The organism is Microbacterium pasadenense, assembly GCF_047246565.1.
Lineage (GTDB): Bacteria > Actinomycetota > Actinomycetes > Actinomycetales > Microbacteriaceae > Microbacterium.
On sequence record NZ_JBFOKN010000002.1, the window covers coordinates 615,775 to 641,861 of the forward strand.

At 70.9% G+C, this 26,087-nt stretch carries 21 protein-coding genes; 7 read left to right on the forward strand and 14 right to left on the reverse strand.

Annotated features, from left to right (window positions below):
• Nucleotides 1–6: 6 nt before the first annotated feature.
• Nucleotides 7–1,140 carry an alkaline phosphatase family protein gene (locus AB3M83_RS09125; RefSeq protein WP_412947263.1) on the reverse strand — a complete coding sequence of 378 codons (1,134 nt, stop codon included), beginning with the start codon at nucleotides 1,138–1,140 and terminating at the stop codon, nucleotides 7–9.
• Nucleotides 1,141–1,226: 86 nt separating this feature from the next.
• On the opposite strand from AB3M83_RS09125, the gene AB3M83_RS09130 reads away from it, so the two are divergent.
• Entirely contained in the window at nucleotides 1,227–3,683 is a 2,457-nt protein-coding gene (locus tag AB3M83_RS09130) for a DNA gyrase/topoisomerase IV subunit A (RefSeq protein WP_412947266.1), read from the forward strand.
• A gap of 31 nt (nucleotides 3,684–3,714) precedes the next feature.
• Here AB3M83_RS09130 and AB3M83_RS09135 read toward each other — a convergent pair whose 3' ends face one another.
• Nucleotides 3,715–3,963, reverse strand: coding sequence for a DUF4287 domain-containing protein (locus tag AB3M83_RS09135; protein ID WP_412947267.1), 249 nt, complete (start codon nucleotides 3,961–3,963; stop codon nucleotides 3,715–3,717).
• A gap of 25 nt (nucleotides 3,964–3,988) precedes the next feature.
• Entirely contained in the window at nucleotides 3,989–6,061 is a 2,073-nt protein-coding gene (locus AB3M83_RS09140) for a DNA gyrase/topoisomerase IV subunit B (RefSeq protein WP_412947269.1), read from the reverse strand.
• 191 nt (nucleotides 6,062–6,252) lie between these two features.
• On the opposite strand from AB3M83_RS09140, the gene AB3M83_RS09145 reads away from it, so the two are divergent.
• Nucleotides 6,253–6,474, forward strand: a complete 222-nt coding sequence (locus AB3M83_RS09145; RefSeq protein WP_412947272.1) for a DUF7455 domain-containing protein — start codon at nucleotides 6,253–6,255, stop codon at nucleotides 6,472–6,474.
• 67 nt (nucleotides 6,475–6,541) lie between these two features.
• Here AB3M83_RS09145 and AB3M83_RS09150 read toward each other — a convergent pair whose 3' ends face one another.
• The 5 genes from AB3M83_RS09150 to AB3M83_RS09170 form a co-directional block, all read right to left on the reverse strand.
• Nucleotides 6,542–7,555 (reverse strand): sugar-transfer associated ATP-grasp domain-containing protein, encoded by a 1,014-nt coding sequence (locus tag AB3M83_RS09150; protein ID WP_412947274.1) that lies wholly within the window; start codon nucleotides 7,553–7,555, stop codon nucleotides 6,542–6,544.
• Nucleotides 7,556–7,572: 17 nt separating this feature from the next.
• The gene (locus tag AB3M83_RS09155) at nucleotides 7,573–8,595 is read right to left on the reverse strand and encodes a sugar-transfer associated ATP-grasp domain-containing protein (protein WP_412947276.1); all 1,023 of its coding nucleotides are present in this window, start codon (nucleotides 8,593–8,595) and stop codon (nucleotides 7,573–7,575) included.
• Nucleotides 8,596–8,598: 3 nt separating this feature from the next.
• On the reverse strand, nucleotides 8,599–9,303 hold the full coding sequence (locus AB3M83_RS09160) for a coenzyme F420-0:L-glutamate ligase (protein WP_412947278.1): 705 nt from the start codon (nucleotides 9,301–9,303) through the stop codon (nucleotides 8,599–8,601).
• Complete coding sequence (locus AB3M83_RS09165; protein ID WP_412947280.1) at nucleotides 9,300–10,664, reverse strand: RNA polymerase sigma factor; 1,365 nt, start codon at nucleotides 10,662–10,664, stop codon at nucleotides 9,300–9,302. The genes AB3M83_RS09160 and AB3M83_RS09165 overlap by 4 nt, the downstream gene beginning before the upstream one ends.
• A gap of 214 nt (nucleotides 10,665–10,878) precedes the next feature.
• Nucleotides 10,879–11,808 (reverse strand): proteasome assembly chaperone family protein, encoded by a 930-nt coding sequence (locus AB3M83_RS09170; protein WP_412947281.1) that lies wholly within the window; start codon nucleotides 11,806–11,808, stop codon nucleotides 10,879–10,881.
• An 84-nt stretch (nucleotides 11,809–11,892) separates the two neighbouring features.
• Here AB3M83_RS09170 and AB3M83_RS09175 point away from each other — a divergent pair, with 84 nt between their 5' ends.
• Genes AB3M83_RS09175 through sucB form a run of 3 tightly spaced genes read left to right on the forward strand, consistent with a single transcriptional unit; the run spans nucleotide 11,893 to nucleotide 16,550 of the window.
• Entirely contained in the window at nucleotides 11,893–13,362 is a 1,470-nt protein-coding gene (locus AB3M83_RS09175) for a leucyl aminopeptidase (protein ID WP_412947283.1), read from the forward strand.
• Nucleotides 13,359–14,729, forward strand: coding sequence for a dihydrolipoyl dehydrogenase (lpdA, locus tag AB3M83_RS09180; protein ID WP_412947285.1), 1,371 nt, complete (start codon nucleotides 13,359–13,361; stop codon nucleotides 14,727–14,729). Before AB3M83_RS09175 ends, lpdA begins: the two co-directional genes overlap by 4 nt.
• A 60-nt stretch (nucleotides 14,730–14,789) precedes the next feature.
• On the forward strand, nucleotides 14,790–16,550 hold the full coding sequence (sucB, locus tag AB3M83_RS09185) for a 2-oxoglutarate dehydrogenase, E2 component, dihydrolipoamide succinyltransferase (RefSeq protein WP_412947287.1): 1,761 nt from the start codon (nucleotides 14,790–14,792) through the stop codon (nucleotides 16,548–16,550).
• A gap of 12 nt (nucleotides 16,551–16,562) precedes the next feature.
• Here the strand turns inward: sucB and AB3M83_RS09190 are convergent, their stop codons facing one another.
• Nucleotides 16,563–17,801, reverse strand: a complete 1,239-nt coding sequence (locus AB3M83_RS09190; protein ID WP_412947288.1) for a hypothetical protein — start codon at nucleotides 17,799–17,801, stop codon at nucleotides 16,563–16,565.
• Between the two features lie 116 nt (nucleotides 17,802–17,917).
• Here AB3M83_RS09190 and AB3M83_RS09195 point away from each other — a divergent pair, with 116 nt between their 5' ends.
• Nucleotides 17,918–18,628 carry a DUF4191 family protein gene (locus AB3M83_RS09195; RefSeq protein ID WP_412947289.1) on the forward strand — a complete coding sequence of 237 codons (711 nt, stop codon included), beginning with the start codon at nucleotides 17,918–17,920 and terminating at the stop codon, nucleotides 18,626–18,628.
• Nucleotides 18,629–18,660: 32 nt separating this feature from the next.
• On the opposite strand, the gene AB3M83_RS09200 is transcribed toward AB3M83_RS09195, so the two are convergent.
• Nucleotides 18,661–19,089 carry an RDD family protein gene (locus AB3M83_RS09200; RefSeq protein ID WP_412947291.1) on the reverse strand — a complete coding sequence of 143 codons (429 nt, stop codon included), beginning with the start codon at nucleotides 19,087–19,089 and terminating at the stop codon, nucleotides 18,661–18,663.
• Nucleotides 19,090–19,221: 132 nt separating this feature from the next.
• On the opposite strand from AB3M83_RS09200, the gene glnA reads away from it, so the two are divergent.
• Nucleotides 19,222–20,646, forward strand: coding sequence for a type I glutamate--ammonia ligase (gene glnA, locus AB3M83_RS09205; protein WP_412947293.1), 1,425 nt, complete (start codon nucleotides 19,222–19,224; stop codon nucleotides 20,644–20,646).
• 182 nt (nucleotides 20,647–20,828) lie between these two features.
• Here the strand turns inward: glnA and glsA are convergent, their stop codons facing one another.
• The 4 genes from glsA to AB3M83_RS09225 are packed head-to-tail and all read right to left on the reverse strand — an operon-like array spanning nucleotide 20,829 to nucleotide 26,087.
• Nucleotides 20,829–21,827, reverse strand: a complete 999-nt coding sequence (gene glsA / locus AB3M83_RS09210; protein ID WP_412947295.1) for a glutaminase A — start codon at nucleotides 21,825–21,827, stop codon at nucleotides 20,829–20,831.
• Nucleotides 21,824–22,102: a hypothetical protein gene (locus AB3M83_RS09215; protein WP_412947298.1), complete on the reverse strand. Its 279-nt coding sequence runs from the start codon at nucleotides 22,100–22,102 to the stop codon at nucleotides 21,824–21,826. The genes glsA and AB3M83_RS09215 overlap by 4 nt, the downstream gene beginning before the upstream one ends.
• A 58-nt stretch (nucleotides 22,103–22,160) precedes the next feature.
• Nucleotides 22,161–23,087: a DUF808 family protein gene (locus tag AB3M83_RS09220; protein ID WP_412947301.1), complete on the reverse strand. Its 927-nt coding sequence runs from the start codon at nucleotides 23,085–23,087 to the stop codon at nucleotides 22,161–22,163.
• 21 nt (nucleotides 23,088–23,108) lie between these two features.
• The gene (locus tag AB3M83_RS09225) at nucleotides 23,109–26,087 is read right to left on the reverse strand and encodes a bifunctional [glutamine synthetase] adenylyltransferase/[glutamine synthetase]-adenylyl-L-tyrosine phosphorylase (protein WP_412947304.1); all 2,979 of its coding nucleotides are present in this window, start codon (nucleotides 26,085–26,087) and stop codon (nucleotides 23,109–23,111) included.

The following is a 26,087-nucleotide window of genomic DNA, read 5'->3' on the forward strand; positions in this document are numbered from 1 at the left end:
TCGGGCTCAGCCCGCGAACGCACCGAGCCGCACGAGCGGCACGATGCGCTCCTGGTCGGTGAGCGATCCGTGCTGGCCGACCATGCGCTGCGGCTTCTTGTCCCGCTCCCGGTCGTCGTAGTACGCGACCGTGCCCCGCGCCGCGACCAGGACGTCGCCGATCCGGTCGAGGACGTCGGCGTCGACGACGGGGCCGAACAGCCCCGCGTCCACCGCCTCCTGGCGCGAGAACACCCACGACCTGTGGGATTCGGCGTCGCGCCATGCCGTCAGGACGCGGCCCGCGGCTCCCGCGTCGGTGTACAGGTGCAGCATGCGGGGTTCGCCCGCGACGATGCGGACGCCGTCGAGGTGCGCATCGCCGTCGGCGAGCAGGATCTGCCGGGAGCGCGGGACGTCGACCATGCCGTGGTCCGCCGTCAGCACCGCACCGGCCGTCCCACCGAGCGCGGCATCGAGTGTCCGGGCCGCGGCATCGACGATCTCGAGCGCCGCCGACCACTCGTCGCTCTCCCATCCGCGCGCGTGGCCGATGGTGTCGAGCTCCGGGACGTAGGCGTACACGAGTGCTCCCGGATGCCGCAGTGCCAGCTCTGCCGCCGCATCGACCCGCTCGGCGATCGTGGCCGCCGCGACGAACTCCGCCCCTCGTTGCAGCGCCCGCGTGAAGCCGGTGGCGGCGTAGATCTGCTTCGACACGACGAAGCAGGGGCGCCCCGCCGCGGCCTCGCGCTCGAGGAGCGGCTCGCTGCGCTGCCACGTGAGCGGGTCCAGCCCGTCGGTCTCCCACCCCTTCAGCTGATTGGGGGCGGCATCCGTCCCCGGCACCCGCACGCGATACCCGACGAGGCCATGCCGTCCCGGGTGCTCGGCGGTGAGCAGGCTCGTCAGGGCCGACGCCGTCGTGGCCGGGAAGACGGTCCGTGCGGCATCCCGCTTGGTCATCCGCGAGGTGAGGAAGCGCGCGTGTCCTGCCCGGGCGGTCAGATTGCCGCGACCGAGGCCGTCCACGAGCAGGACGACGCCCGATCGGGCCGAGCCGAACCAGTCGTCGTGGCCGTTCAGCGCCTCGAGCACATGCGGGACGACACCGGTGAGGCTCCGGGCGCCGGGCGGGTCCGCGGGTAGGCTGGGAGTCATCCGGGCCAGTCTCCCACACGGGACGACGGCCCCCTCCGGCGCCTGCCGCCGACTTCTCCACCGTCGCCCGAAGACCGATCGAGGACATGGCCGCTTCACGCACCCCTCCCCCTCCGCCCGCCGTCGAGCGCATCGAGGATGTCGACCTCGCCGACGAGATGCAGGGGTCGTTCCTGGAGTACGCGTACTCGGTGATCTACTCGCGCGCCCTCCCGGACGCGCGCGACGGGCTCAAGCCGGTGCAGCGCCGCATCCTCTTCCAGATGGCGGAGATGGGCCTCCGGCCCGATCGCGGCCACGTCAAGAGCGCGCGCGTCGTCGGCGAGGTGATGGGAAAGCTCCACCCCCACGGCGACTCGGCGATCTACGACGCACTCGTCCGCCTCGCGCAGGACTGGGCGCTGCGCGTGCCGCTCATCGACGGTCACGGCAACTTCGGGTCGCTGGACGACGGTCCCGCCGCCGCCCGCTACACGGAAGCGCGTCTCGCCCCGTCCGCGCTGGCCCTCACCGAGAACCTCGATGAGGACGTCGTCGACTTCATCCCGAACTACGACGGCCAGTTCCAGCAGCCCGAGGTGCTGTCCGCGGCGTTCCCGAACCTGCTCGTCAACGGCACGACGGGCATCGCGGTCGGCATGGCCACGAACATGGCGCCGCACAACCTCATCGAGGTCGTCGCCGCCGCGACCCACCTCCTCGAGCACCCCGAGGCGACACTCGACGAGCTCATGGAGTTCGTCCCGGGACCCGACCTTCCCGGCGGCGGCGTCATCGTCGGTCTCGACGGCATCAAGGAGGCGTACGAATCCGGTCGCGGATCGTTCCGCACGCGCGCCAAGTCGACGATCGAGCCGCTCGGGCCCCGCCGCACCGGGATCATCGTGACGGAGCTGCCGTACATGGTCGGCCCCGAGCGCGTGATGGAGAAGATCCGGGACGCCGTCACGGCGAAGAAGCTGACCGGGATCTCCGACATCACCGACCTCACCGACCGCAACCACGGGCTCCGTCTCGTGATCGGCGTGAAGACGGGATTCGACCCGAAGGCGGTGCTCGAGCAGCTGTACCGGCTCACCCCGCTCGAGGACTCCTTCGGCATCAACAACGTCGCCCTCGTCCGCGGTCAGCCGCAGACCCTCGGGCTGAAGGAGCTGCTGCGCGTCTACCTCGACCACCGCATCCAGGTCGTCACGCGCCGCAGTCGCTTCCGGCTCGCCCGGAAGCAGGACCGTCTGCACCTCGTCGAGGGCATGCTCATCGCGATCCTCGACATCGACGAGGTCATCCAGGTCATCCGCACGTCGGATGACAGCGATCAGGCCCGCACCCGCCTCATCGACGTGTTCGATCTGTCCCGGCTGCAGGCCGAGTACATCCTCGAGCTGAGACTGCGGCGACTGACGAAGTTCTCCCGCGTCGAGCTCGAGGCGGAGCGCGACGACCTGAAGGCCGAGATCGCGGCGCTCGAGGAGCTGCTGGCGAGCGACGTCCTGCTGCGCCGGCAGGTCGCGACCGAGTTGGATGCCGTGGCCGAGGCCTTCGGCACCCCGCGCCGGACCCTGCTGCTCAACGGCGGCCCGGTCACCGCCCGTGGCCGTGCGGCGGCCCCCGCCGATCTGCAGATCGCCGACGCGCCGTGCCGCGTGTTCCTGTCCGCGAGCGGCCGCATGGTCCGAGCGGAGCTCGTGGCCGACGCCCCTCGCGGCGGCATCGTCGCCCCGGCCCGGCGCTCGAAGCACGACGCGATCCGCGCCGCCGTCGACGGCACCACCCGCGGAGACCTCGGCGCGGTGACGAGCGCAGGACGCCTCGTGCGTTTCACTCCGGTCGACCTCCCCTCGGTCCCCGCGAACTCGGTGCAGCTCGGGGCGGGAACGCGTGCCGACCAGTACCTGGGCCTCGCCGCCGGCGAGCACGTCGTCACGATCGTTCCGCTGGACGCCGCCGCGCCGATCGCGCTCGGCACCGCGGCCGGTGTCGTCAAGCGGGTGGCTGCGACGGAGCTCGCCCCGGGCAAGCCGGACGCCGAGATCATCTCGCTGAAGGCCGGCGACAGCGTCGTCGGCGCCGCGCTCGCCGCCGACGACACCGAACTGGTCTTCGTCACGAGCGACGCGCAGCTGCTCCGCTTCGACGCCGCCGCCGTCCGGCCGCAGGGGAGGTCTGCCGGTGGCATGGCCGGCATCCGCCTCGCCACCGACGCGCGGGTCATCGCCTTCACGTCGGTGTCCGCGTCCGACGCCACCGTCGTCGCGACCATCGCGGGCTCCTCGCATGCGCTTCCCGGGACGGATGCCGGATCCGGCAAGGTCTCGTCGTTCGCGGAGTTCCCGCCGAAGGGCCGCGCGACCGGCGGTGTCCGCGCGCAGCGCTTCCTCCGCGGCGAGGATGCCCTGATCCTCGCGTGGGTCGGTGAGGATCCGCGCGCGGTCGGCCTCGACGGCGCGGTCCGTCCGCTCCCCGACGGCGGCGGCAAGCGCGACGCCTCGGGTCAGCCGCTGGACGCCGTCATCGGCGCGATCGGCACGGTCGTCGCCTGAGCCGGACTCGGGACGAGCGGCGGCTTCGGCCTCAGCCGCCGAGGTGCGCCTTCACGTAGGCGACGACCGCGTTCGCATGCCCGTGGCCGAGACCGTGGTCGTCCTTCAGCACCGCGACAGCGCCGGAGTGCGAACGGGTCTCGAGCGCCTCGGCGGCGATGTCGAGCCAGTGCTGCACGGGTTGTCCGTACGTCTTCTCGATGCTCGGGAAGTAGGAGGCGGGGCCTTTCGGCTTCTCGCCGTCGGCGAGGACGGGAGCGGGGACACGGTGCGACGGCATGCCCGCAGGCTACCGCGAGCGGGCGTCAGGCGTCGATGCGCTCGCGATCCAGGTTCTCGCTCGAGGACACGATGAAGTCCCGCCGCGGGGCGACCTCGCTGCCCATGAGCAGCTCGAACACCGTCGACGCCGCCTCGGCGTCCTGCACGCGCACCCGACGGAGCGTCCGGCCCGCCCGGTCCATCGTCGTCGTCGCGAGCTGGTCGGCATCCATCTCACCGAGGCCCTTGTAACGCTGCACCGGTTCCTGCCAGCGCTTCCCGGCCTTCGTGAGCTTGGTCAGCAGCGTGTGAAGCTCCTGCTCGCTGTAGGTGTAGATCGTCTCGTTCGGCTTCGACCCCGGGTTGATCGCGATCACCCGGTGCAGCGGCGGCACGGCGGCGTACACCCGGCCCTCCTCGATCAGCGGACGCATGTACCGGAAGAAGAGCGTGAGCAGCAGCGTGCGGATGTGGGCGCCGTCGACGTCGGCGTCGCTCATCAGGATGATCTTGCCGTAGCGGGCGGCCTCGATGTCGAACGACCGACCCGATCCCGCGCCGATCACCTGGATGATCGCGGCGCACTCGGCGTTGGAGAGCATGTCGCTGATCGACGCCTTCTGGACATTGAGGATCTTTCCGCGGATCGGCAGCAGGGCCTGGTACTCGCTGTTGCGCGCCAGCTTCGCGGTCCCCAGCGCCGAGTCGCCCTCGACGATGAACAGCTCGGACTCGGCGACGTCGTTCGTCCGGCAATCGGCCAGCTTCGCCGGGAGCGAGGACGACTCGAGCGCGTTCTTGCGACGCTGGGTCTCCTTGTGCGTGCGCGCCGAGATGCGCGCCTTCATCTCGGAGACCACCTTCTCGAGCAGCGAGGCCGACTGGGCCTTGTCCTCGCGCTTCGTCGACGCGAAGCGCGCGGCGAGCTGCGTGGTGATGACGGATGCCACGATGTTGCGCACCGCGGGCGTGCCGAGGACTTCCTTCGTCTGACCCTCGAACTGGGGCTCCGGGAGACGGACGGTGAGGACGGCGGTGAGTCCGGCGAGGATGTCGTCCTTCTCGATCTTCTCGCTCGCGCCGACCTTGAGCTTTCGGGCGTTCGCCTCGATCTGCGAGCGGACGACCTTCATGAGGCCCTGCTCGAAGCCCTGCTGATGGGTTCCGCCCTTCGGCGTCGAGATGATGTTGACGAAGGACCGGTTGACGGTCTCGTAGCCGGTGCCCCAGCGGAGCGCGACGTCGACCTGGCACTCCCGCTCGATCTCGGTGGGGATCATCGCGCCGGTGGGCTGCAGCACGGGGACGGTCTCGGTGAACGTTCCGGCGCCGGTCAGCCGCCACGTGTCGGTGATCGGCGCGTCGGGCGCGAGGAACTCGGCGAACTCCGAGATGCCGCCGTCGAAGCGGTAGCTCGTCTCCCGCGGCTCCTCGCCGCGGTGGTCGAGAATGACGATCTCGAGCCCCGGCACGAGGAAGGCCGTCTGGCGGACCCGCTGCTCCAGCTCGGTCAGGTCGAAGGCGGCATCCTTGGTGAAGATCTGCCGGTCGGCCCAGTACCGCACGCGCGTGCCGGTCGACCCCTTCGGGGCTCTGCCGGCGACCCGCAGCTCGCTGGACTTCTCGAACGGCGTGAAGGGCGCGTTCGGCCCGTCGCCGGCGAACACGCCGGGCTCGCCGCGGTGGAACGACATCGCGTAGGTCTTGCCGGCACGGTCCACCTCGACGTCGAGGCGCTCCGACAGGGCGTTCACGACCGACGCGCCCACGCCGTGCAGGCCGCCCGACGCCGCGTAGGAGCCGCCACCGAACTTGCCGCCCGCGTGCAGCTTGGTGAAGACGACCTCGACTCCGCTGAGACCCGTTCGCGGCTCGATGTCGACGGGGATGCCGCGCGCGCGGTCTCGCACCTCGACGCTCGCGTCGGCGTGCAGCAGGATCTCGATCCGCGTGCCGTGACCGCCGAGCGCCTCGTCCACCGAGTTGTCGATGATCTCCCACAGGCAGTGCATGAGGCCGCGGGAGTCGGTGGACCCGATGTACATGCCCGGACGCTTGCGGACCGCCTCGAGCCCTTCGAGCACCTGGAGATGATGGGCGGAATACTCGGGGGTCACAATCTCCTAGCGTATCCGGGCGCTCCCCTCCCGGTTCCCCCGACACACAGGTCTTCCCGGACCGGACGCGCGCGGCGGAGAGGTACCGTACGCGGTGAGCGAAATGCCCGTCAATACGGGCATACCCCCACCGGCCCCGTGGTTGTATGACATGACCGATACGTCATGAGCACTACGAGGAGGCACCTGACATGAGCACCACCACCACCACGCAGCCCGGAGCCGTCCTCGAGCACCGCCTCACCGCGATGGACCGTTGCGACTCCTGCGGCGCCCAGGCCTACATCGCCGCCGAGGTCAACGGCAGCGAGCTGCTGTTCTGCGCCCACCACGGACGCAAGTACGAAGAGAAGCTCCGCGCCGTCGCGACCTCGTGGCACGACGAGACGGCTCGTCTGACCGAGGCGGTCTGACGCCGACTCCCCCGACATCGACGAAGGGCCCCGCCATCATCGGCGGGGCCCTTCGTCGTGCCGCGGATCAGAAGCCGACAGCCGCCCGGTAGACGGGGAGCAGACCGGTGCGGACGCCGGACGCCGATGGCTTCGGCTGGAAGACGCTGGAGTTGTGGTTCCCCTCGATCACGACCGGTCCGGTCGGGGTGAGGGCGATGTCCCACCCCACGTAGGGCGCCTCCGGGGTGCGCCGGGCGAGGGATGCGGCGAGGTCGAGCACGCGGTCGTACAGCGGGACGCGGAACCCGACGACCGGTGTCCCCGTCACCGGGTGCTCGCGGTACACGTTGCTGTTCTTGTCGACGCCGGGGTACATCGCGACGCCCTCGTCATCGAGCATGGTGAACATCCCGCCGGAGGCGAAGTTGTCGATGACGTCGCCGTTGCCGATGCGGAGGACGGCGGCGAGCAGGTGCACGCGGTCCTCGCCGTCGAGGAAGGTGATGAGGCGAACGGTGTTCACCGCATCGGGGTACATCGCCGACATGTCCGGGTGCTGGACGATGAACTCGTCGACGACCGACTGCCCTGCGGCGGTCACCGCGGCGCGGAACGCGGCCGGATCGGTGTCGGCACCGGCCTCGTGCAGGTCGATGCCGCCCCCGCCCTGGCCCTCGTTGGGCTTCGTGAGCACCTTCGGGTGACGCGCGAGGAAGGCGGCGAGCTCCGTGTCGTCGACGTCTCGCAGGTCGACCGTCTCGCGGCCGAGGAGGTCGGCGTACTCCCGGGCGAACCGGCGCTTGTCCTCGAGCTTGGCGCGCCCTTCGGCCGTGTTGTACATCTTCGTGATGCGGAACGACTTGGGGTGCGTCATCCAGGTCGCCCGCTCCTTCGCGGTCAGCAGGCGGATGTCCCACACCGCGTAGTCGCGGAACGCCATGTCGTAGCGCACCGAGCACCACAGCATGTCGGCGATGATCACCGGCAGCGGCGCCTTCGAGACCCGCTGCACGGTGCGCGCGAACTCGACGAGGTTGCCCGGGCGCAGCTTGCGCGCACGGCGGATGAGGTACTGCAGACGGACGCGGATGCGGCGCACGGCGGATCCCTCCGGGGTCAGAAGCGCATGGCGGCGCGGTAGCGGGGCAGGAGTCCGGAGCGGATCCCGGACACCGACGGCTTCGACTGGAAGACGCCGGTGTTGTGGTTGCCTTCGATGACCACGGGACCGGACGCCGTGATCGCGACGTCCCAGCCGATGTAGGGCATCGCCGGCACCGTGCGCGCCAGACGGTCCACGAGCGCGAGGACCTCGTCGTAGAGCGGCACCTGGAAGCCGGTGATCGTCACGCCGGTGACCGGGTGCTCCGCGAACGGACGGCCCTCCTCGTCGCTGGCGGCGTGCAGCGCGCGGCCGCGCTCATCGAGCATGGTGTACATGCCGCCGTTGCTGAAGTTGTCGATGACGCCGCCGTTGCCGATCTTGAGGACGCCGGCGAGGACGTGCACCTCGCCATCGGGGTCCAGGTACGACACGACGCGCAGCGAGTTGACGCTGCGGGGGTACAGGGATGCCATGTCGGGATGCTGCACGAGCACCTCTTCGACGAGCACCTGACCGGCGGTGATCAGCTCGTCGCGCGTCGCCGCCGGATCGTCGATGTCGGCCGAGTCGAGCAGCGAGATGCCGTTGCCGCCCACACCGCCGGGGTTCTTCGCGATGATCCGAGGATGCCGCGACACGAACGCGCCGAAGGCGGCGGCATCCGTCTGCCGCAGGTCGATCCACTCGCGCCCGAGCTCATCGCCGAAGCGCTCCGCGAACTGGAGCTTGTCGTCGAAGACGGCGCGCCGGCTGTCGTCGTTCAGCCGGCGGGACAGGTGGAACGACTTCGGGTCGGTCATGTAGGTCTTGCGCTCGCGCGGACGCAGGATGCGGAAGTCCCACTCCGAGTAGTTCTCGAAGGTGGTCTCGTACCGCACCGAGCACCACAGCATGTCGAGGACGACCCACCCGAGCGGCGCCGTGGACAGCCGTGCCGACTGCCGGGCGAACTGCAGGACGCGATCGCGGTCGAAGTTCACGACGCGCTTCACGAAGAAGCGGGCGCGACGGTAGAGGCGGTGGACGGCTCCCATGCCTCAGATCCCCGAGCGCCGGATGATCCCGAGCGGCGTGGACTGATGCCCCTGGCCGAGCGGGTTGTCGCCCAGGATGCGGACGAGCCGCTGCTCGCCGGCACGGTCGAGCGTCGATCCGAGGATGTTGCCGCCGATGTCGTTGATGTCGACGACCGCGACCTCGTTCGCGCCGCCCACGGCTGCCTTGAGGCGTGCCGCGACCTTCGCCGGCTGGGTCGGTCCGAGCACGACAGCCTTGTTGTACGGCGGGATGGTGTGCGGTGTGGGGCCGTCGATCGACCGCGCCTTGTCCCCCGCGACGCGGTAGAAGTCCCCGCGGCGGCCGAAGAGCTTCGTCACGGCGGCGACGGCGGCTGCGAACAGGATGCGGGGGGTGCCGCACTCGCGCAGCGCCATCTCCATCGTCTCGGGCATGCCGAGCCCGATGCCGTACGCCGTCTTCACAACGTGGCGCGACAGGAACCGGGCGAGGGGACGCGGGGTGATGTCCTCGACGAGATAGGACCGGCCCTGCGTGATCGCGACGATCTTCTCCGTCACGAACAGCAGGTCACCCGGCTGCAGCTGGTCGGCGGCGTACCGCACGACGATCCCGTCGAGGTCCTCCCCCGGCATGACGACGTGCGTCCGGATCGGGATCCGGGCGTACGTCGCCCCGTCGATCGCGCGAGTGAGTTCCTTGCCCTCGTTCGCGGCGTCGGTCATTCGAGGTAGTCCCGCAGCGACTGCGACCGCGACGGGTGACGCAGCTTGGCCATGGTCTTCGACTCGATCTGGCGGATGCGCTCACGCGTCACGCCGAACGTGTCGCCGATCTGGTCCAGCGTCTTGGGCTGACCGTCGCCGAGACCGAAGCGCATCCGGATGACACCGGCCTCGCGCTCCGAGAGCGAGTCCAGGAGCGACTCGAGCTGACGCTGCAGCATCGTGAAGCCGACGGCGTCGGCCGGCACGACGGCCTCGGTGTCCTCGATGAGGTCGCCGAACTCGCTGTCGCCGTCCTCGCCGAGCGGGGTGTGCAGCGAGATCGGCTCACGGCCGTACTTCTGGACCTCGATGACCTTCTCAGGGGTCATGTCGAGCTCACGGCTGAGCTCTTCGGGCGTGGGCTCGCGTCCCAGGTCCTGCAGCATCTGGCGCTGCACGCGGGCGAGCTTGTTGATGACCTCGACCATGTGGACCGGGATGCGGATGGTGCGGGCCTGGTCTGCCATGGCACGCGTGATCGCCTGGCGGATCCACCACGTCGCGTACGTCGAGAACTTGAAGCCCTTGGTGTAGTCGAACTTCTCGACCGCACGGATGAGACCGAGGTTCCCCTCCTGGATCAGGTCCAGGAACTGCATGCCGCGACCGGTGTAGCGCTTGGCCAGCGAGACGACCAGACGGAGGTTGGCGCCGAGCAGGTGACTCTTCGCGCGCTGCCCGTCACGGGCGACCCACTGCAGGTCGAGACCGAGCTGCGCCGACTTCTCGGCGGCGGTCATGTGCGACAGCTTCTCCTCGGCGAACAGTCCCGCCTCGATGCGCATCGCGAGTTCGACCTCCTCCGCCGCGTTCAGCAGCGGGACCTTGCCGATCTGCTTGAGGTAGTCCTTGACGGGGTCGGCGGTCGCGCCGGTGATCTGCGTCGAGTAGACGGGGACCTCGTCGTCGTCCGCCGACGAGATGACGATGGCACCCGTCGGGAGCGGCTCGGTGAACACCGGCTTGGCGGGCTCTTCCTCGTCGTCGCCGTCGGCCTTCTCGGCATCCGCCTTCTTGGCGTCGTCCGCGGTGTCGTCGCCCTCGGCGACATCGACCTCGACGTCCTCGATGTCGACGTCTTCGCCGTCCTCGTCGTCGTCGGCGGGCTTCGCCTTCGAGGCGCGCGCCTTCGCGGGCGCAGCCTTCGTGGTGGCCGTCTTCTTGGCGGCCGCGGTGGTCTTCTTGGCCGCGGGCTTACGGGCCGGTGCCTTCTTCGTGGCGCTCTCAGCGGTGGCCGCGGACGCCGTCGTCTCCGCGTCTGCCGCCGGATCGACCGTCTCGGTCGACCGCGTGCGGGTGGTCCTCGTGCCTGAAGTCACGTCTCGCCTTTCACCGACGGCAATCCGCCGGGGTTCGGACACTAGTAAGACCCTTGTCAAGTCCGGTGGCCTGCGCACGGAGCGCGGTTCCGCCGGTGACAACGGGTCGTTTCGTCCATTCTCTCATACGTCTCGGATGCATGAAGGACGTACCGATGTCAACACCCGACGTCGGTGGTGCATTCCCCGGGGCCCGGGGATCGAGCGGCCCGGCTCAGCCGAGACCGGGTCGACGGTCGTCGTCGCCCGAGGGACGGTTGGCGAGGAAGCGCTCGAGTTCGGCGGCGAGCTCGTCCGCCGACGGCAGGTCGCCGGAGTGGATGATCGGCTGCGCCGAGGTGGACCCCGCCATGTAGGCGTCGTAGCGGGCCTCGAGGTTGTGCAGCATCGCCGTCAGCTCATCGCTGTTCGAGACCTGGTCGTCGACCTTCTCGAGGTACTCGCGGTTCTCCTCGCGGAGGGTGTCGCTGTCGAAGACGAGTCCGGTCGCGACCGAGATGCTGTCGAGTCCCGCGATGGCGGCGGCGGGGAAGTCCGTCTCGGCGAGATAGTGCGGGATGAGCAGGACGAAGCCGGCGACGGAGGCGCTCGACTCGCTGAAGCGGTACTCGAGGAGGTGACCGACGGTCGCCGGCACCTGGGTGCGCGGCTTCCAGATCGAGTGCGCCTCGGTCAGGTCGGCGCGCGTGCCGCTGACCGTCGTGCCGAGCGGTCGCGTGTGCGGCACCGGCATGGGGATCGCGTGCACCCACGTGATCGAGCGCACCTGCAGGCCTTCGGCAAGGCCGACGACCGTGTCGGCGAAGGCCTCCCAGGCGAAGTCCGGCTCGTAGCCGGAGAGGAGGACGAACGGCTGCCCCAGCGTGTCGTGCACGAGGGAGAGCTCGAGCCGCGGCGCGGCGTAGTCGGTGAGGCGATCGCCGTCGAAGGTGATGATCGGCCGACGCGCCCGGTAATCGAAGAGGACGTCCGGGTTGAAGGAGACGACCGGCTCCGGGTCGTGCTCGGTGCGCAGATGGTCGACGAGCCGGCTCACCGCCGATCCGGCATCGGTGAATCCGGTCAGCGTCACGACGAGCGGGAGTCCCGCCGGCACCGACGGGGCGGAAACGACACGCTCATAGAGAGGACCTGACAGGGGCATGGTCCCACTGTACGAGCCGCTCAGCGGGGGTGGCCGCCGCGGCGTCCCGCTCTGAGCGAACGTCGGCTCCGTAGGATGGAGGTCATGCCGTACCCCGCGCTGACCGTCTCCTCGTCCCCCCTCCGCGATTCCGACGCCGATGCCTTCGTGCTGGCGCTTCCGCCGCTCGATGAAGGGTCCGCCGTGCTGGCGGAGTGGCCCGGGCTCGACGCCGCGCTGCGCGGCATCGGCTTCACCGGCGCCGCCGGTTCGACCGCACGGGCGTACGCGCCCGAGTCCACCGCGACCCCGATCATCGTGGTGGGCACCGGCTCCGCCCCGACCGCCGCGGCCGTCCGTGAGGCCGTGGGCGCAGCGGTGCGCACCACCACCGGCTTCGCCGCGCTCGCGATCGCCGTTCCCGCTGCCGACGAGCACTGGAGCGCCGCAGCAGAGGGCGCCGTCCTGGGCGGCTACCGCTTCGCCGGCTACAAGACGACGGATGCCGTGAAGACGCGCGCCCAGCGCGTGACGGTCCACACCGGGTCCGAGGTCTCCGATGCCGCCGTCGCCGCCGTGGCCGCCGGCGGCTCCGCCGTCGCCCTCGTCAAGGACCTCGTGAACATCCCCGCGGAGTGGCTGGGCCCGGCCGATCTCGCGGACCGCGCAGCCGCCGAGGTGGCCGACCTCCCCATCGAGGTGGAGATCCTCGACGAGACGGAGCTGGCCGCCCAGGGCTTCGGCGGCATCCTCGGCGTGGGCCAGGGATCCGACCGCCCGCCGCGGCTCGTCCGTCTCACCTACGCCCCCGCCGGCGCCGACCGCCACGTCGCCGTGGTCGGCAAGGGCATCACCTTCGACACGGGCGGGCTGTCCCTCAAGCCGCCGGCATCCATGGTCGGGATGAAGTACGACATGTGCGGCGCCGCCACCGCTCTCGCCGTGGTCCGCGCCGCGGCCGAGCGCGAGCTGCCCGTCGCCGTCAGCGCCTGGCTGTGCATCGCGGACAACATGCCGTCGGGGCGCGCGACCCGGCCCGGTGACGTGCTGACGATGCTCGACGGCACCACCGTCGAGGTTCTGAACACGGATGCCGAGGGGCGTCTGGTCCTCGCCGACGGCATCGCCGCGGCGAGCCGCACCCGCCCCGACGTGATCGTCGACGTCGCGACGCTCACCGGTGCCGTGAGCATCGCCCTCGGCAACCGTCACACCGGCGTCATGGGCGACGACGACACGGTCGCGGAGTTCCTCGCCACTGCGGAGTCGGTGGGCGAGCTCGCCTGGCAGCTCCCCCTCCCCGCGCACATGGAGGACGAGCTCGACTCCCCCATCGCGGACCTGCAGAACGCCAAGATCGGCGATCCCTCCGGCGGGACGATGTTCGCGGCGCTGTTCCTGCGCCGCTTCGTCGGCCGCGTCGGCGACGAAGCGGACTCCCCGCGGATCCCCTGGGTGCATCTGGACATCGCGGGCAGCGGCAGCACCAAGGCCGCGTACGGCGCCACCGACAAGGGCCCCACGGGCGCCGCGGTGCGAGCGCTCCTCGCCTTCGTGGAGGGACAGGCCCGATGACCGACGCCTCTTTCGATGTCGTCATCCTGGGCGGCGGCAGCGGCGGGTACGCCGCCGCGATCCGTGCGTCCGAGCTCGGCAAGTCGGTGGCCCTCATCGAGAAGGACCGTCTCGGCGGCACGTGCCTGCACCGCGGCTGCATCCCCACCAAGGCCCTCCTCCACACGGCCGAGGTGGCCGACGCCGTCCGCGGCGCCGCCGGCGTCGGCGTGACGGCGGAGCTGACCGGCATCGATCCGGCCGCGATGGCCGCGTACCGCGACGGGATCGTCGACAAGAAGTACCGCGGCCTGCAGAGCCTCATCTCCGCGCGCGGCATCACCGTGGTCGGCGGCGAAGGGCGCCTCACCGCCGACGCCGCCGTCACGGTCGGCGACGACGTCTACCGGGGAACCGACGTCGTGCTGGCCACGGGCTCCACGACGCGGACCCTCCCCGGCCTCGAGATCGGCGGCCGCGTCCTGACGAGCGAGTCCGCGCTGTCGCTGGACGTGATCCCGGAGCGGGTGATCGTCCTCGGCGGCGGCGTCATCGGCGTGGAGTTCGCGAGCGTCTGGCGTTCGCTGGGTGCCGAGGTCACGATCGTCGAGGCTCTCGATCACCTGCTGCCGGCCGAGGACGTCGCCTCCAGCAAGGCTCTCGAGCGGGCGTTCCGCAAGCGCGGCATCGCGAGCCGGCTGGGCACGCGCTTCGACGGCGTCGACACGACGGATGCCGGGGTCTCGGTCCGCCTGTCCGACGGCACCGTCCTCGAGGGCGACTACCTGCTCGTGGCGGTGGGCCGCGGTCCCGTCACGGCGGGCCTCGGCCTGGAGGACGCGGGCGTCGCCCTCGAGCGCGGCTTCGTGAGCGTCGACGACCGGCTGCGCACGAGCGTCTCGCACGTGTGGGCCGTCGGCGACATCGTCCCGGGCCTCCAGCTCGCGCACCGGAGCTTCCAGCAGGGGATCTTCGTGGCCGAGCAGATCACCGGCCTCGACCCGACGCCGGTGCCCGAGACGACGATCCCGCGCGTCGCGTACTCGCACCCCGAGGTCGCCTCGGTGGGCCTCACCGAGGCACAGGCGCGCGAGGCACACGGTGACGCCGTGACCGCGTACGAGTACAACCTCGCCGGCAACGGCAGGAGCGAGATCATCGGCACGAGCGGCATCGCGAAGGTCGTCCGGGTCACCGACGGCCCGGTCGTGGGCGTCCACCTCGTGGGCGACCGCGTGGGTGAGCTCATCACGGAGGGTCAGCTCGCCGTCGGCTGGGAGGCGCACCCCGAGGATCTGGCGCCTCTCATCCACGCCCACCCCACTCAGAGCGAAGCGCTGGGTGAGGCGTTCCTGGCCCTCGCGGGCAAGCCCCTGCACACAATCTGACCCGTCGCCCAGGCGACTAAGCTGGAAAGACATCGATCTTTTCTTGAAGGAGACACAGTCATGAGCACATCCGTGGTCCTCCCCGCGCTCGGAGAGAGCGTCACCGAGGGAACGGTCACCCGCTGGCTCAAGAAGGTCGGTGACACCATCCAGGCCGACGAGGGACTGCTGGAGATCTCGACCGACAAGGTGGACACGGAGATCCCGTCGCCGGTCAGCGGCGTCATCGAGGAGATCCTGGTCGACGAGGACGAGACCGTCGAGGTCGGCGCCGTCCTCGCGAAGATCGGCGACGGCTCATCCGCGCCGGCCGAGTCCGCTCCCACCGAGTCCGCGCCGGCTGCCGAAGAGGCGGCTCCGGCTGAAGCCGCGCCCGCCGCCGAGCAGCCCGCGCCCGCGGCCGAGGAGTCCGCTCCCGCCGCCGAGGCCGCCCCCGCTGCCGACGGCGACGCGAAGGACGTCGTCCTGCCCGAGCTGGGTGAGAGCGTCACCGAAGGCACTGTCACCCGCTGGCTGAAGCAGGTGGGTGACGAGGTCGCCATCGATGAGGCGCTCCTGGAGATCTCGACCGACAAGGTCGACACCGAGATCCCCTCCCCCGTGGCCGGCACGCTGACCGAGATCCTGGTCCAGGAGGACGAGACCGTCGAGGTCGGTGCTGTCCTCGCCCGCGTCGGCTCCGGCGCGCCCGCCGCCGAGGCCCCCGCGCCCGCCGCCGAAGCGCCCGCCGCCGAAGCGCCGGCCGCCAAAGCTCCCGCCGAAACCGCAGCGCCCGCACCCGCCGAACAGGCCGCTCCCGCCAAGGAAGAGGCCCCTGCGGCTGCTCCCGCCGAGGAGGAGGCCCCCGCGGCCGCTCCCGCCACGGAGGAGCCCGCCGCAGCGGAGGCGACGGTCGCGGACGACGACACCGTGACCTACGTCACCCCGCTCGTGCGCCGTCTCGCGCAGCAGCACGGTGTCGACCTCACCACCGTCACCGGCAGCGGCGTCGGCGGACGCATCCGCAAGGAGGACGTCCTGAAGGCCGCCGAGGCGCCGAAGGCTGCGCCGTCCGAGTCGGCCCCGCAGGCCGCGGCCGCGGCGCCGGCGCCCATCGAGGTCTCGCCGCTTCGCGGCACGACCCAGCCGATGTCGCGTCTGCGGAAGGTCCTCGCCAGCCGGGCCGTCGAGTCGATGCAGCAGACGGCTCAGCTCACGACGGTCGTCGAGGTCGACGTCACGAAGCTCGCGAACTACCGCGATTCGGTGAAGGCGACCTTCCTCGAGAAGACGGGCGACAAGCTGTCGTTCCTGCCCTTCTTCGCCCTGGCCGCGGCCGAGGCGCTGAAGTCCTTCCCGATCATCAACGCGACCGTGGACGGGGACCAGATCGTCTACCCGGCTTCGGAGAACGTCTCGATCGCGGTGGACACCGAGCGCGGCCTGCTCACCCCGGTGCTGCGTGACGCGGGTGACAAGAACATCGCGCAGATCGCGCACGAGATCGCCGACCTCGCCGAGCGGACCCGCAACAACAAGCTGAAGCCCGACGAGCTCGCCGGCGGCACGTTCACGCTGACCAACACCGGCTCGCGCGGCGCGCTGTTCGACACGCCCGTGGTGTTCCTGCCGCAGTCGGCGATCCTCGGCACCGGTGTCGTCGTCAAGCGACCCGGCCTCGTGTCGGTCGACGGCAAGGACGCGATCAGCATCCGCTCGTACGTCTACCTCGCCCTGTCGTACGACCACCGTGTCATCGACGGTGCCGACGCCGCCCGCTTCCTGAGCGCCGTCAAGACGCGCCTGGAAGCCGCCGCGTTCGAGGGCCAGCTCGGAGCCTGATCACCCGCAGCGTCATGGCTGGTCCGCGAGGTCGTACACCTCGCGGACCAGCCATCGTTCGTCGACCTGCACGATCACGACGATCTGCGACGCGCCCGCACCGGTGACCCGGAGCGCGGCGACGCCGCCGTACTCGTCGACGACCTCGATCCCGTAGGCGCCGCGCGCCGCGGTCACCGGCCCCGCCAGCTCGGGCCGCTCCCACAGCTCAGCCGCGCACGCGTCATCGCCGCACGCCACGACCGCGTCGACCAGGGCCCTGCCGAGACCCGTCAGCCCGTCCGGTTCCTCCTCCGCCGAGGGGGCGGCCGACGGCGGGAGGGCGGACGCCGTCGCTCCAGACCACGGCGCGGATCGGGTCTCGACCGATGCCACCGGCGTCTCGTCCGCCGGCCACAGCGCCCCGGCGAGGACGACCGCCACCGCGGCGACTCCGGCCACCAGGACGACGCGCCGGCGCCCGCCTGGCCCGCGCGGCCCTCTCGTGCTCCGCCCCGGCCGCCGGCTCCCCGCCCGCAGGGATGACAGCGCACCGGCGAGCCGATCCGCGATCCCGCCGTCCACCAGACGCGCCACGGCGGCCCGGACCCCCTCGGCCAGACCGGCGGTCTCGGGTGCCGGCGTGGGGCGCCGCCGCGGCGGCGCCGCCCCGTCCGCGTGCGCACGACGATCGAGCGACAGCGGCGCCGGTGCAGCGAGGCCGAACAGCCCCGCCTCGATCGCCGCCCCCTCCCGACGCAGCAGCCGCGGGTCGGCGGCCGTCGCGGACGCCCGCCGGAGCGCGTCGGCCAGCGGCTCGGCCTGGTCGGCGGCGAGCGATTCCAACGCGGTCACCGTGTCGGTCCGCCACTCCAGATCGCCCGTCAACGCCAGGACGGGCCGAGCGGATCCCGTGACCCACCACCGGCCCGTCCGAGCGCCGAGCGCGTCCGCCTCGGTCGCCCCGCGCAACATGCTCACCGCGACCGTCACCACCACCCCCGGGGACAGCGCCCCGGTGGTGATCACGTCCAGAAGCGGATGCGGGCAGTGCGGCAGCACGACGCGCGGACCGTCGGGGGTCTGGGCGGCGTCCAGTGCGGTCAGCAGGTGCTCCGCATCGACGGCCGCCCATGCGGGGCTCGCGGCGAAGACAGCGGCATCCGTCCACACCGTCGGCGGGTCGCCCGCGCGCAGCGTCCCCGGGAACGGCGCATCGCCGGCGGTCAGGTCCCGGAGCGCGGGCGGCAGGTCGAGCACGACGGGATCCATCACCCCAGGGTGCGCGTGCCGCACCCGTCGGCCGTCGCGCGCGGCCGGGTTGGGGACAGCATCATGCCGTCGACGACGGTGAAGAAGACGGCGGGCCGCAAAGGTAGGCTGAGCACATGGCATCCCGCAGTTCCGCACCCGAGAAGCGTCCCGGGTTCTTCTCCCAGATCCGCTCGCTGTACACGTTCACGAAGGGCGAGTTCCGCTGGCTTCCGTGGGCGCTCATCGGAGCGCTCGTGGTGGGCGTCGGCGTGGGTGTCCTCATCGGCTTCCTCATCCCCCCGGTGGCGCTGTGGAGCATCATCCTGTGGGGCGTCAGCGGTCTGCTGCTCGGCCTCCTCCTCGCGATGATCCTCCTCACCCGCCTGTCGACGCGCGTGATGTACAAGAAGCTCGACGGGATGCCGGGAGCGACCGGGCACATCCTCTCCACCGGTCTCGGTCGCCGCTGGGTGACCTCGGACATGCCCGTGGGCGTCAACCCCCGCACGCAGGACGCCGTCTACCGCGCCGTCGGTCGCGGCGGCGTCGTCATCATCGGCGAGGGCGCCCGCGGCCGTCTGACCCGTCTCGTCAGCGACGAGCGCAAGAAGGTGTCCCGCGTGGCATCCGGCGTGAACGTCGAGGTCCTCTACGTCGGCCACGGCGAGGGCGAGGTCCCGATCTCGAAGCTGGCGAAGACGATCAAGGCGCTTCCGAAGACGGTCGACCGGGCCACGCTCGCCGCCGTCGTCAAGCGCATCGACTCCGTCTCGCAGTCGGTCACGTCGCTGCCGATCCCCAAGGGGATCGACCCGCTCCGCGCTCGCGCGCAGCGGCCCCGCTGAGCCGAGGCCCCGCCGGCCTCACCGCGGCGGGATCAGGATCGGACGAGCACCGTTCCGACGATCTTGTCGTGGATGCCGCGCTGGTCCGAGTCCCAGACGACCGCGGGGATCACGACGAGCAGCAGCGCGGTCCGGATGATCGGGCGCCACAGTCCCACCCAGCCGCCCTGCACCATCTCGAGGCGCATCCCGACGATGCGGTGGCCGGGGCTGCCGCCGAGGGTCGGGATGAAGAGGATCTGCAGCGCGGCGAACACCATCATGGGCGCGAACTGACGCCACCCCGCCTGATCGGGCAGCTCGAACTGGTTGAAGCCGAAGAACGCGGTCGCGATGACGGTCGCGGCCGCGTAGTCGATCGCCAGGGCGGCGATCCGGCGGCCGGGCCGGCCGATGCTGCCGGGGCCGGAGACGGGGCGACCGAGCCGTTCGCCGGGATACTCGGATACGGTCGTGGTCACCCCTTCAGCCTATCCGCGGTGGCGTAACATCCTCGAAACATCGGAGACACTGCGGAGCAACTGGTTCCCGATAGGTTCGATGTGCGCCTGATCCGACGGGCGCCGTCATCGCACCACGATCTTGGAGACTCCATGTTCAAAGATTCATCCGAGGTGCTCGCGTTCATCAAGGACGAGGACGTCAAGTTCCTCGACATCCGTTTCACGGATCTCCCCGGTGTCCAGCAGCACTTCAACATCCCGGCTTCGACCGTCGACGAGGAGTTCTTCACGGTCGGCCAGCTGTTCGACGGCTCGTCGATCCGCGGCTTCGCGAACATCCACGAGTCGGACATGCAGCTGATCCCGGATGTGACGACGGCCTACCTGGACCCGTTCCGCGAGGCGAAGACCCTGATCATGGTCTTCGACATCTACAACCCCCGCACCGGTGAGATCTACTCGAAGGACCCCCGCCAGGTCGCCAAGAAAGCCGAGAAGTACCTCGCCTCGACCGGCATCGCCGACACCGCGTTCTTCGCCCCCGAGGCCGAGTTCTACATCTTCGACGACGTGCGCTACGACGTGAAGCAGAACCAGAGCTTTTACTTCGTCGACTCCGAGGAGGGCGCCTGGAACACGGGTCGCAAGGAGGAGGGCGGCAACCTCGCCAACAAGACCCCCTTCAAGGGCGGCTACTTCCCCGTCTCGCCCGTCGACAAGCAGGCCGATCTGCGCGACGACATCTCGCTCAAGCTCATCGAGTCCGGCCTGCAGCTGGAGCGCGCCCACCACGAGGTCGGCACGGGCGGCCAGGCGGAGATCAACTACCGCTTCGACACGATGGTCCACGCGGCCGACGACATCCTGAAGTTCAAGTACATCGTCAAGAACACGGCGGAGGAGTGGGGCAAGGTCGCGACCTTCATGCCCAAGCCCCTGTTCGGCGACAACGGCTCGGGCATGCACACCCACCAGTCGCTGTGGAACGGCGGCCAGCCGCTCTTCTACGACGAGAAGGGCTACGGCGGGCTGAGCGACGTCGCCCGCTGGTACATCGGCGGTCTGCTGGCCCACGCCCCCGCCGTCCTGGCGTTCACCAACCCGACGCTCAACAGCTACCACCGCCTGGTGAAGGGCTTCGAGGCGCCGGTCAACCTCGTGTACTCGGCGGGAAACCGCTCCGCGGCGATCCGCATCCCGATCACGGGATCGAACCCCAAGGCGAAGCGCATCGAGTTCCGCGCTCCGGACGCGTCGGGCAACCCCTACCTCGCGTTCGCGGCCCAGCTGATGGCCGGCATCGACGGCATCGTCAACCGCATCGAGCCGCACGAGCCGATCGACAAGGACCTGTACGAGCTCCCGCCCGAGGAGGCCAAGAGCATCCCCCAGGTCCCGAACAGCCTGCTGGACTCGCTCGAAGCGCTCCGCGCCGACCACGAGTTCCTCACCCGCGGCAACGTGTTCACCCCGGAGCTCATCGAGACCTGGATCGACTACAAGATCGAGAACGAGATCATGCCGCTGGCCCAGCGCCCGCACCCGTTCGAGTACGAGCTCTACTTCGGCGTCTGACGCCTCCGCGCCGTCCGCGGCACCGACGAGAACCCGTCCCGGCATCCGCCGGGGCGGGTTCTCCCGTTCGCCCTCCCCGCGCAGGCGGTCAGGCGATCAGCCAGACCCACCCGACGATGAGGACGGCGAGGATCGTCAGCGAGCCGCCTATCGCGAGGACGACGCGCCCGCGACGGTTCTGCTCAGGCGTCATCATGGTCTCCGACGGGGCACGCCCCATCCCGGTCGGCCACGGTGTCGCCGACGCCGAACACGTGGACGCCCAGTTCCCTGCTGAGCAGGCCGCTCGCGATGTGCCCCCGGACACTCGTGCCCTGGCGATCGAGCGGCGGGCTCATCACGGCAGCGCCGAGGACGCCGGGGACGCTCAGCACGATCGCCCCCGACACGCTGGACTTGGCCGGGATCCCGACACTCCGCATCCAGCGTCCCGAGCCGTCGTAGACGCCGCAGGTGGCCATCACCGCCACGACGTCGCGGGCGACGGATGCCGACACCACCTGCTCGCCGGTGACGGGGTTCCGGCCGCCGCACGCCAGGGTCGCCCCCATGACCGCCAGCGCCTCGACGTCCACGCGGACGGCGCACGCCCGCGCGTAGACCTCGACCGCGTCGTCGGCGGTGACCTCGAGCGTCCCCTCGGCCCGCATGAGGTGGGCGAGCGCGTGATTCCGGTCCCCGAGGGCGTGCTCGTCCCGGGCGACCTCCTCGTCCACGTGCAGCTCGCGCCCCGCGAAGGACGAGAGTCCCCGGAGGATGCGGTCGTTCCGGGCCGCGACGTCACCGCCGGCGACGAGGGCAGCCGTGAGCAGCGCGCCCGCGTTCACCATCGGATTCGGCGGACGCCCCGTGCCGCTCTCGAGCTTGATCGCATCGAAGGCCTCGCCGGTCGGCTCGATCCCGACGCGCTCGAGCGCGTCGCCGTCGGTGTCGTGCAGCGCGAGGGCGAAGAGGAACGGCTTCACGGCGGACTGGATGCTGAACGGGGTCGTCGACTGACCGCTGCGACGGACCCGCCCGTCGGACGCGGCCAGCGCGATCGCGAACAGATCCGGGTCGGCGTCCGCCAGCTGAGGGATGCTGTCGTTCACCTCGCCGCCCCGTTCGGGCAGCACACGCGATCGCAGGTCGTCGAGGTCGTAGTCCCTGAGCCTCGCCGACACCGGATCGGGGCTCGTCACCGTCCGGAGAATCCGGGCAGGTTGATCTCCCCCGGGTCGACGTCGACCTCGCCGACGTCGTCGGGGCCGCCGGTGCCCGGGGCGACCTGCACCTTCGAGTCGTCGACGTCATCGTCGTCCACGGTGGCGGACACATGCTCGTCCTGCTTCTGCTGCGTCTCGGTCTCGCTGCCGGGACTGTACGCCGTGTCCTGGCGGACGTCGGCATCCTCAGCGTGGGGAGACTCCGTCGCCTCGGTCGGAACGTCGGTCGCGCGCTTGTCGTTGTCGTCCATGGCCCGACGCTAACAGCGGACCGTTCCTCCGTCGGTCCCCCTTGACAGCGCGCCTGCCTCAGTCGGACCCGGCGCCGTGCCCACCCGCGGCGGCGGATGCCGGGACGTGCGCCGGACGACCGGGCCGCAGGCGGCCGATCAGGAGCACGACGCCCACGATGAGGAGGCCGACGATGAGCCCGGCGATCGCCGACACGAGCGTCTCGCCGATCCAGACCACGACCCCGCCGGCGGCGTGCAGCAGGTGCTCGACGCCGTGCAGCAGGTCGGTCGTGGCGGTCAGTCCGACCGCGCCGAGGTTCTCGAGCACGAGGTGGCCGCCGACCCACAGCATCGCGACGGTGCCGATGATGCTGATGGCCCGGAAGACGGCCGGCATCGAGCGGACGATCCGCGCTCCGTTGTGCCGCACGCGCCGCACCGGGCTCTTCGCCATGCGCAGCCCGATGTCGTCGATCTTGACGAGCAGCGCCACGGCGCCGTACACGACACCGGTCATCATCAGTGCGATGACGGCGAGGATCGCCAGGGTCTGCCAGATGCTGAGGTCGTCCTCGAGGTTCGACAGCGAGATCAGCATGATCTCGGTCGACAGGATGAGGTCGGTGCGGATCGCGCCCAGCACCAGCTTCTTCTCATCGCGGGCGCCGTCGTCGTGGGCGTCGTGGACCACGCCGAACCACTCCAGCACCTTCTCCGCGCCCTCGAAGCAGAGGAAGGCGCCGCCGATGATCAGCAGGTACGGCAGCACCCACGGTGCGAACGCCGTGAGCAGCAGCGCGATGGGGATGATGATGAGGAACTTGTTCGCGATCGAGCCGAGAGCGATCTTGCCGACGACCGGGAGCTCCCGCGCGGGCGTGATGCCCTGGACGTACTGCGGGGTGACGGCGGCGTCGTCGATGACGACGCCGGCCGACTTGGCCGAAGCCTTCAGCGCCGCGCTCAGGATGTCGTCGACGACGGCGAGCAGACCAACAGACATGTGTCCCTTTCGAAGGAGGTATCAGCCGTAGAACAGTGTCTCGAAGGCGCGGCGCGCACGGCGAGCCGTGCGCAGCCAGTCCTCTTCCACCTCGGTGGCGGAGCGAGGCGGGTACTCGAGGAGACGGCCGATGCCGTCGAGTCTGCCACGATCGACCGGCAGGACGTCGCTCGTCTGCCCCGACAGCAGCGTGTTCGCGGAGCGAAGCCGGCTGGCGAGCCACCAGGCCTCGGCGAGGCGCTCCGCGGCGGGCTCGGGCACCAGGCCCGCATCGCGTGCCGCCTCGAGCGCCCGCGTCGTCGACGTGGTGCGAAGCCCTTCGATCCGTGCGCCGTGCTGGAGCTGCAGGAGCTGGACGAGCCATTCCACGTCGCTCAGCGCGCCGGGACCGAGCTTCAGGTGCCGCGCACGATCGACGCCCTGCGGGAGCCGCTCGTTCTCGACCCGGGCCTTGATGCGCTTGATCTCGCGAAGTCCCTGCGGATCGGGGTCCGCCGGATAGCGCAGGTCGTCGGCGAGCTCCATGAACCGCGTGATGAGCGTGATGCTGCCCGCGACACCGCGCGCACGCAGGAGCGCCTGCGCCTCCCACGACAGCGACCAGCGCCGGTAGTACTCCGCGTACGCGTCGATCGAGCGGGCCACCGGGCCGTTGCGGCCCTCGGGGCGGAGACCGGCGTCGAGGTCGAACGGCGCGCGATGGTCCTCGGAGTGCATCCGCAGCCCCTGCACGATCCGGAGGGACAGCTCGTGGGCGCGTTGCGGGTCGATGCCGTTCGGGTCGTACACGTACATGACGTCGGCATCCGACCCGAAGCCGAGTTCCGAACCGCCGAAGCGCCCCATGGCGATGACCGCGAAATCGAGCGCGGCGTCCTCGGGCGGCACGACCTCGCGCCACACGGCACGGAGCGTCGCCTGGATCGTGACCTCGCTGATCGCGGTGAGGCCGGCCGCGAGCTCCGAGATCGTCACCTCGCCGAGCAGTGCGCCGAGCGCGAGACGCAGCAGCTCCCGCCTCCGGAGCGCGCGCACCGACCGCATGGCATCCGCGATGTGCTCGTGCCGCGTCTGGATCGCACGCGCCTCCTCCTGCAGGGCGAACCCCGTGCGAGGCCGCAGCTGCTCGCCGCCGTCCAGCCAGGCGACCGACTCGGGGATCCACTCCATCAGGTCGGCGGCGTACCGCGAACCCGACAGCACGCGCGTGAGCCGCTCGGCGGCGCCCGAGGAGTCCCGGAGAACGCGCAGGAACCAGGGGGTGTCCCCCAGCCGCTCGCTGATCCGTCGGAACGCGAGGAGGCCGTAGTCGGGGTCGACGCCGTCGGCGAACCACCGGATCATGACCGGCATGAGGTGCCGCTGGATCGTCGCCTTGCGGCTGAGACCGCTCGTCAGCGCGCCGATGTGCCGCAGCGACCCGGCCGGATCGCGGAAGCCGATGGCGGCGAGCCGGTCATGCGCCTGCGCGGACGAGAGGGTCTGCTCGTCCGCGGGCAGCGCGGCGACGGCCGAGAGGAGCGGCCGGTAGAACAGCCGCACATGGATCTCGCGCACCTGCAGCTTGACGGAATCCCACAGCGCGGTGATGCCGCCGGCATCCGGAGCGAGCTGTGACGACCGGGCGAGGACGCGCAGCTCGTCCGGCTCGGTCGGCATGAGGTGGGTCCGCAGCAGCCGGCGCAGCTGCAGCCGATGCTCGAGGACGCGGAGCGTCCGGTAGTGCTGTCCGAACGCCGCGGCATCCGCTCGCCCGATGTACCCCCCGGCCACCAGTGCGTCGAGCGCCTCGAGGGTGCTCTGCTGCCGGATCCGGTCGTCGCCGAGACCGTGGACGAGCTGCAGCAGCTGGACGGTGAACTCGACATCGCGGATGCCGCCCGGTCCGAGCTTCAGCTGACGGGACACCTCGTCGGCGGGGATGTGCTCGGTGACCCGCTCGCGCATGCGCTGCACGCTGTCGACGAAGTTCTCCCGCGCGCTGCTGGCCCAGACCTTCGGCTGGACGGCGGCGCAGTACGCCTCACCGAGCATCAGATCGCCCGCCAGCGGGCGGGCCTTGAGCAGGGCCTGGAACTCCCAGCTCTTCGCCCAGCGGTCGTAGTACGACAGATGGGAGTCGAGCGAGCGGACGAGAGCGCCCTGCTTGCCCTCGGGGCGGAGGTTCGCATCCACCTCCCACAGCGGCGGCTCGACTTCGACGTCCGCGATCCCGCGCATCGTGAGGGTCGCGAGTCGCGTGGCGATGTCGATCGCGCGCGCCTCGGCGAGGTCCGCGCCCTCGGCCACCCCGCCCACGAAGATCACGTCGACGTCGCTGACGTAGTTCAGCTCGCGCGCGCCGGTCTTGCCCATCCCGATGATGGCCAGGCGCGTCGCGCCCACCTGCTCGCGGGGGAACATCGCGCCCGCGGCCCGGGTCCGCGCGACGCACAGCGACGCGTCGAGGGCGGCACCGGCCGCGTCGGCGAGGGCGGCTGCCACGGCCGGGAGGACGTCGGTGGCGTTCCCGGCGGACAGGTCGAACGCCGCGATGCGCGCGATCAGCGCGCGATAGCGCACGCGCAGGGCGACCCAGCCGCTCTCGTCCCCCGCCGCGGCGAATCCGTCGGCGTCCGCGCCGACCGAGCCGCGGAGCGCGGCCCGCATCTCGTCGGCCGTCGGCAGCGCTGCTCCGGCGCCGTCGAGGCAGCCGAGCTCGTCGGGATGCCGGAAGAAGAAGTCCGCGAGCCCGTCGGACGCGCCGAGCAGCAGCCAGACCACCGACTCGGAGGTGTCGAGCGCCGCCTGCAGCGCGGGCGCGTCCCGTCGGGCGATCCGAACGGATGCCGCGACGGCGCCGTCGGGGTCGGCCGCGCGCGAGAGTGCCGCGACGAGATCGACTCGATCCCGTCCGGTCAGCTCCGCCAGTTCGTCGAGCGCCGCCGACGACGCCTCCAGGTCGGCGAAGCCGGCCCGGGCGAGGTCGGTGAGCGCGGCCCGCCGCTCGGTCGAGGCCAT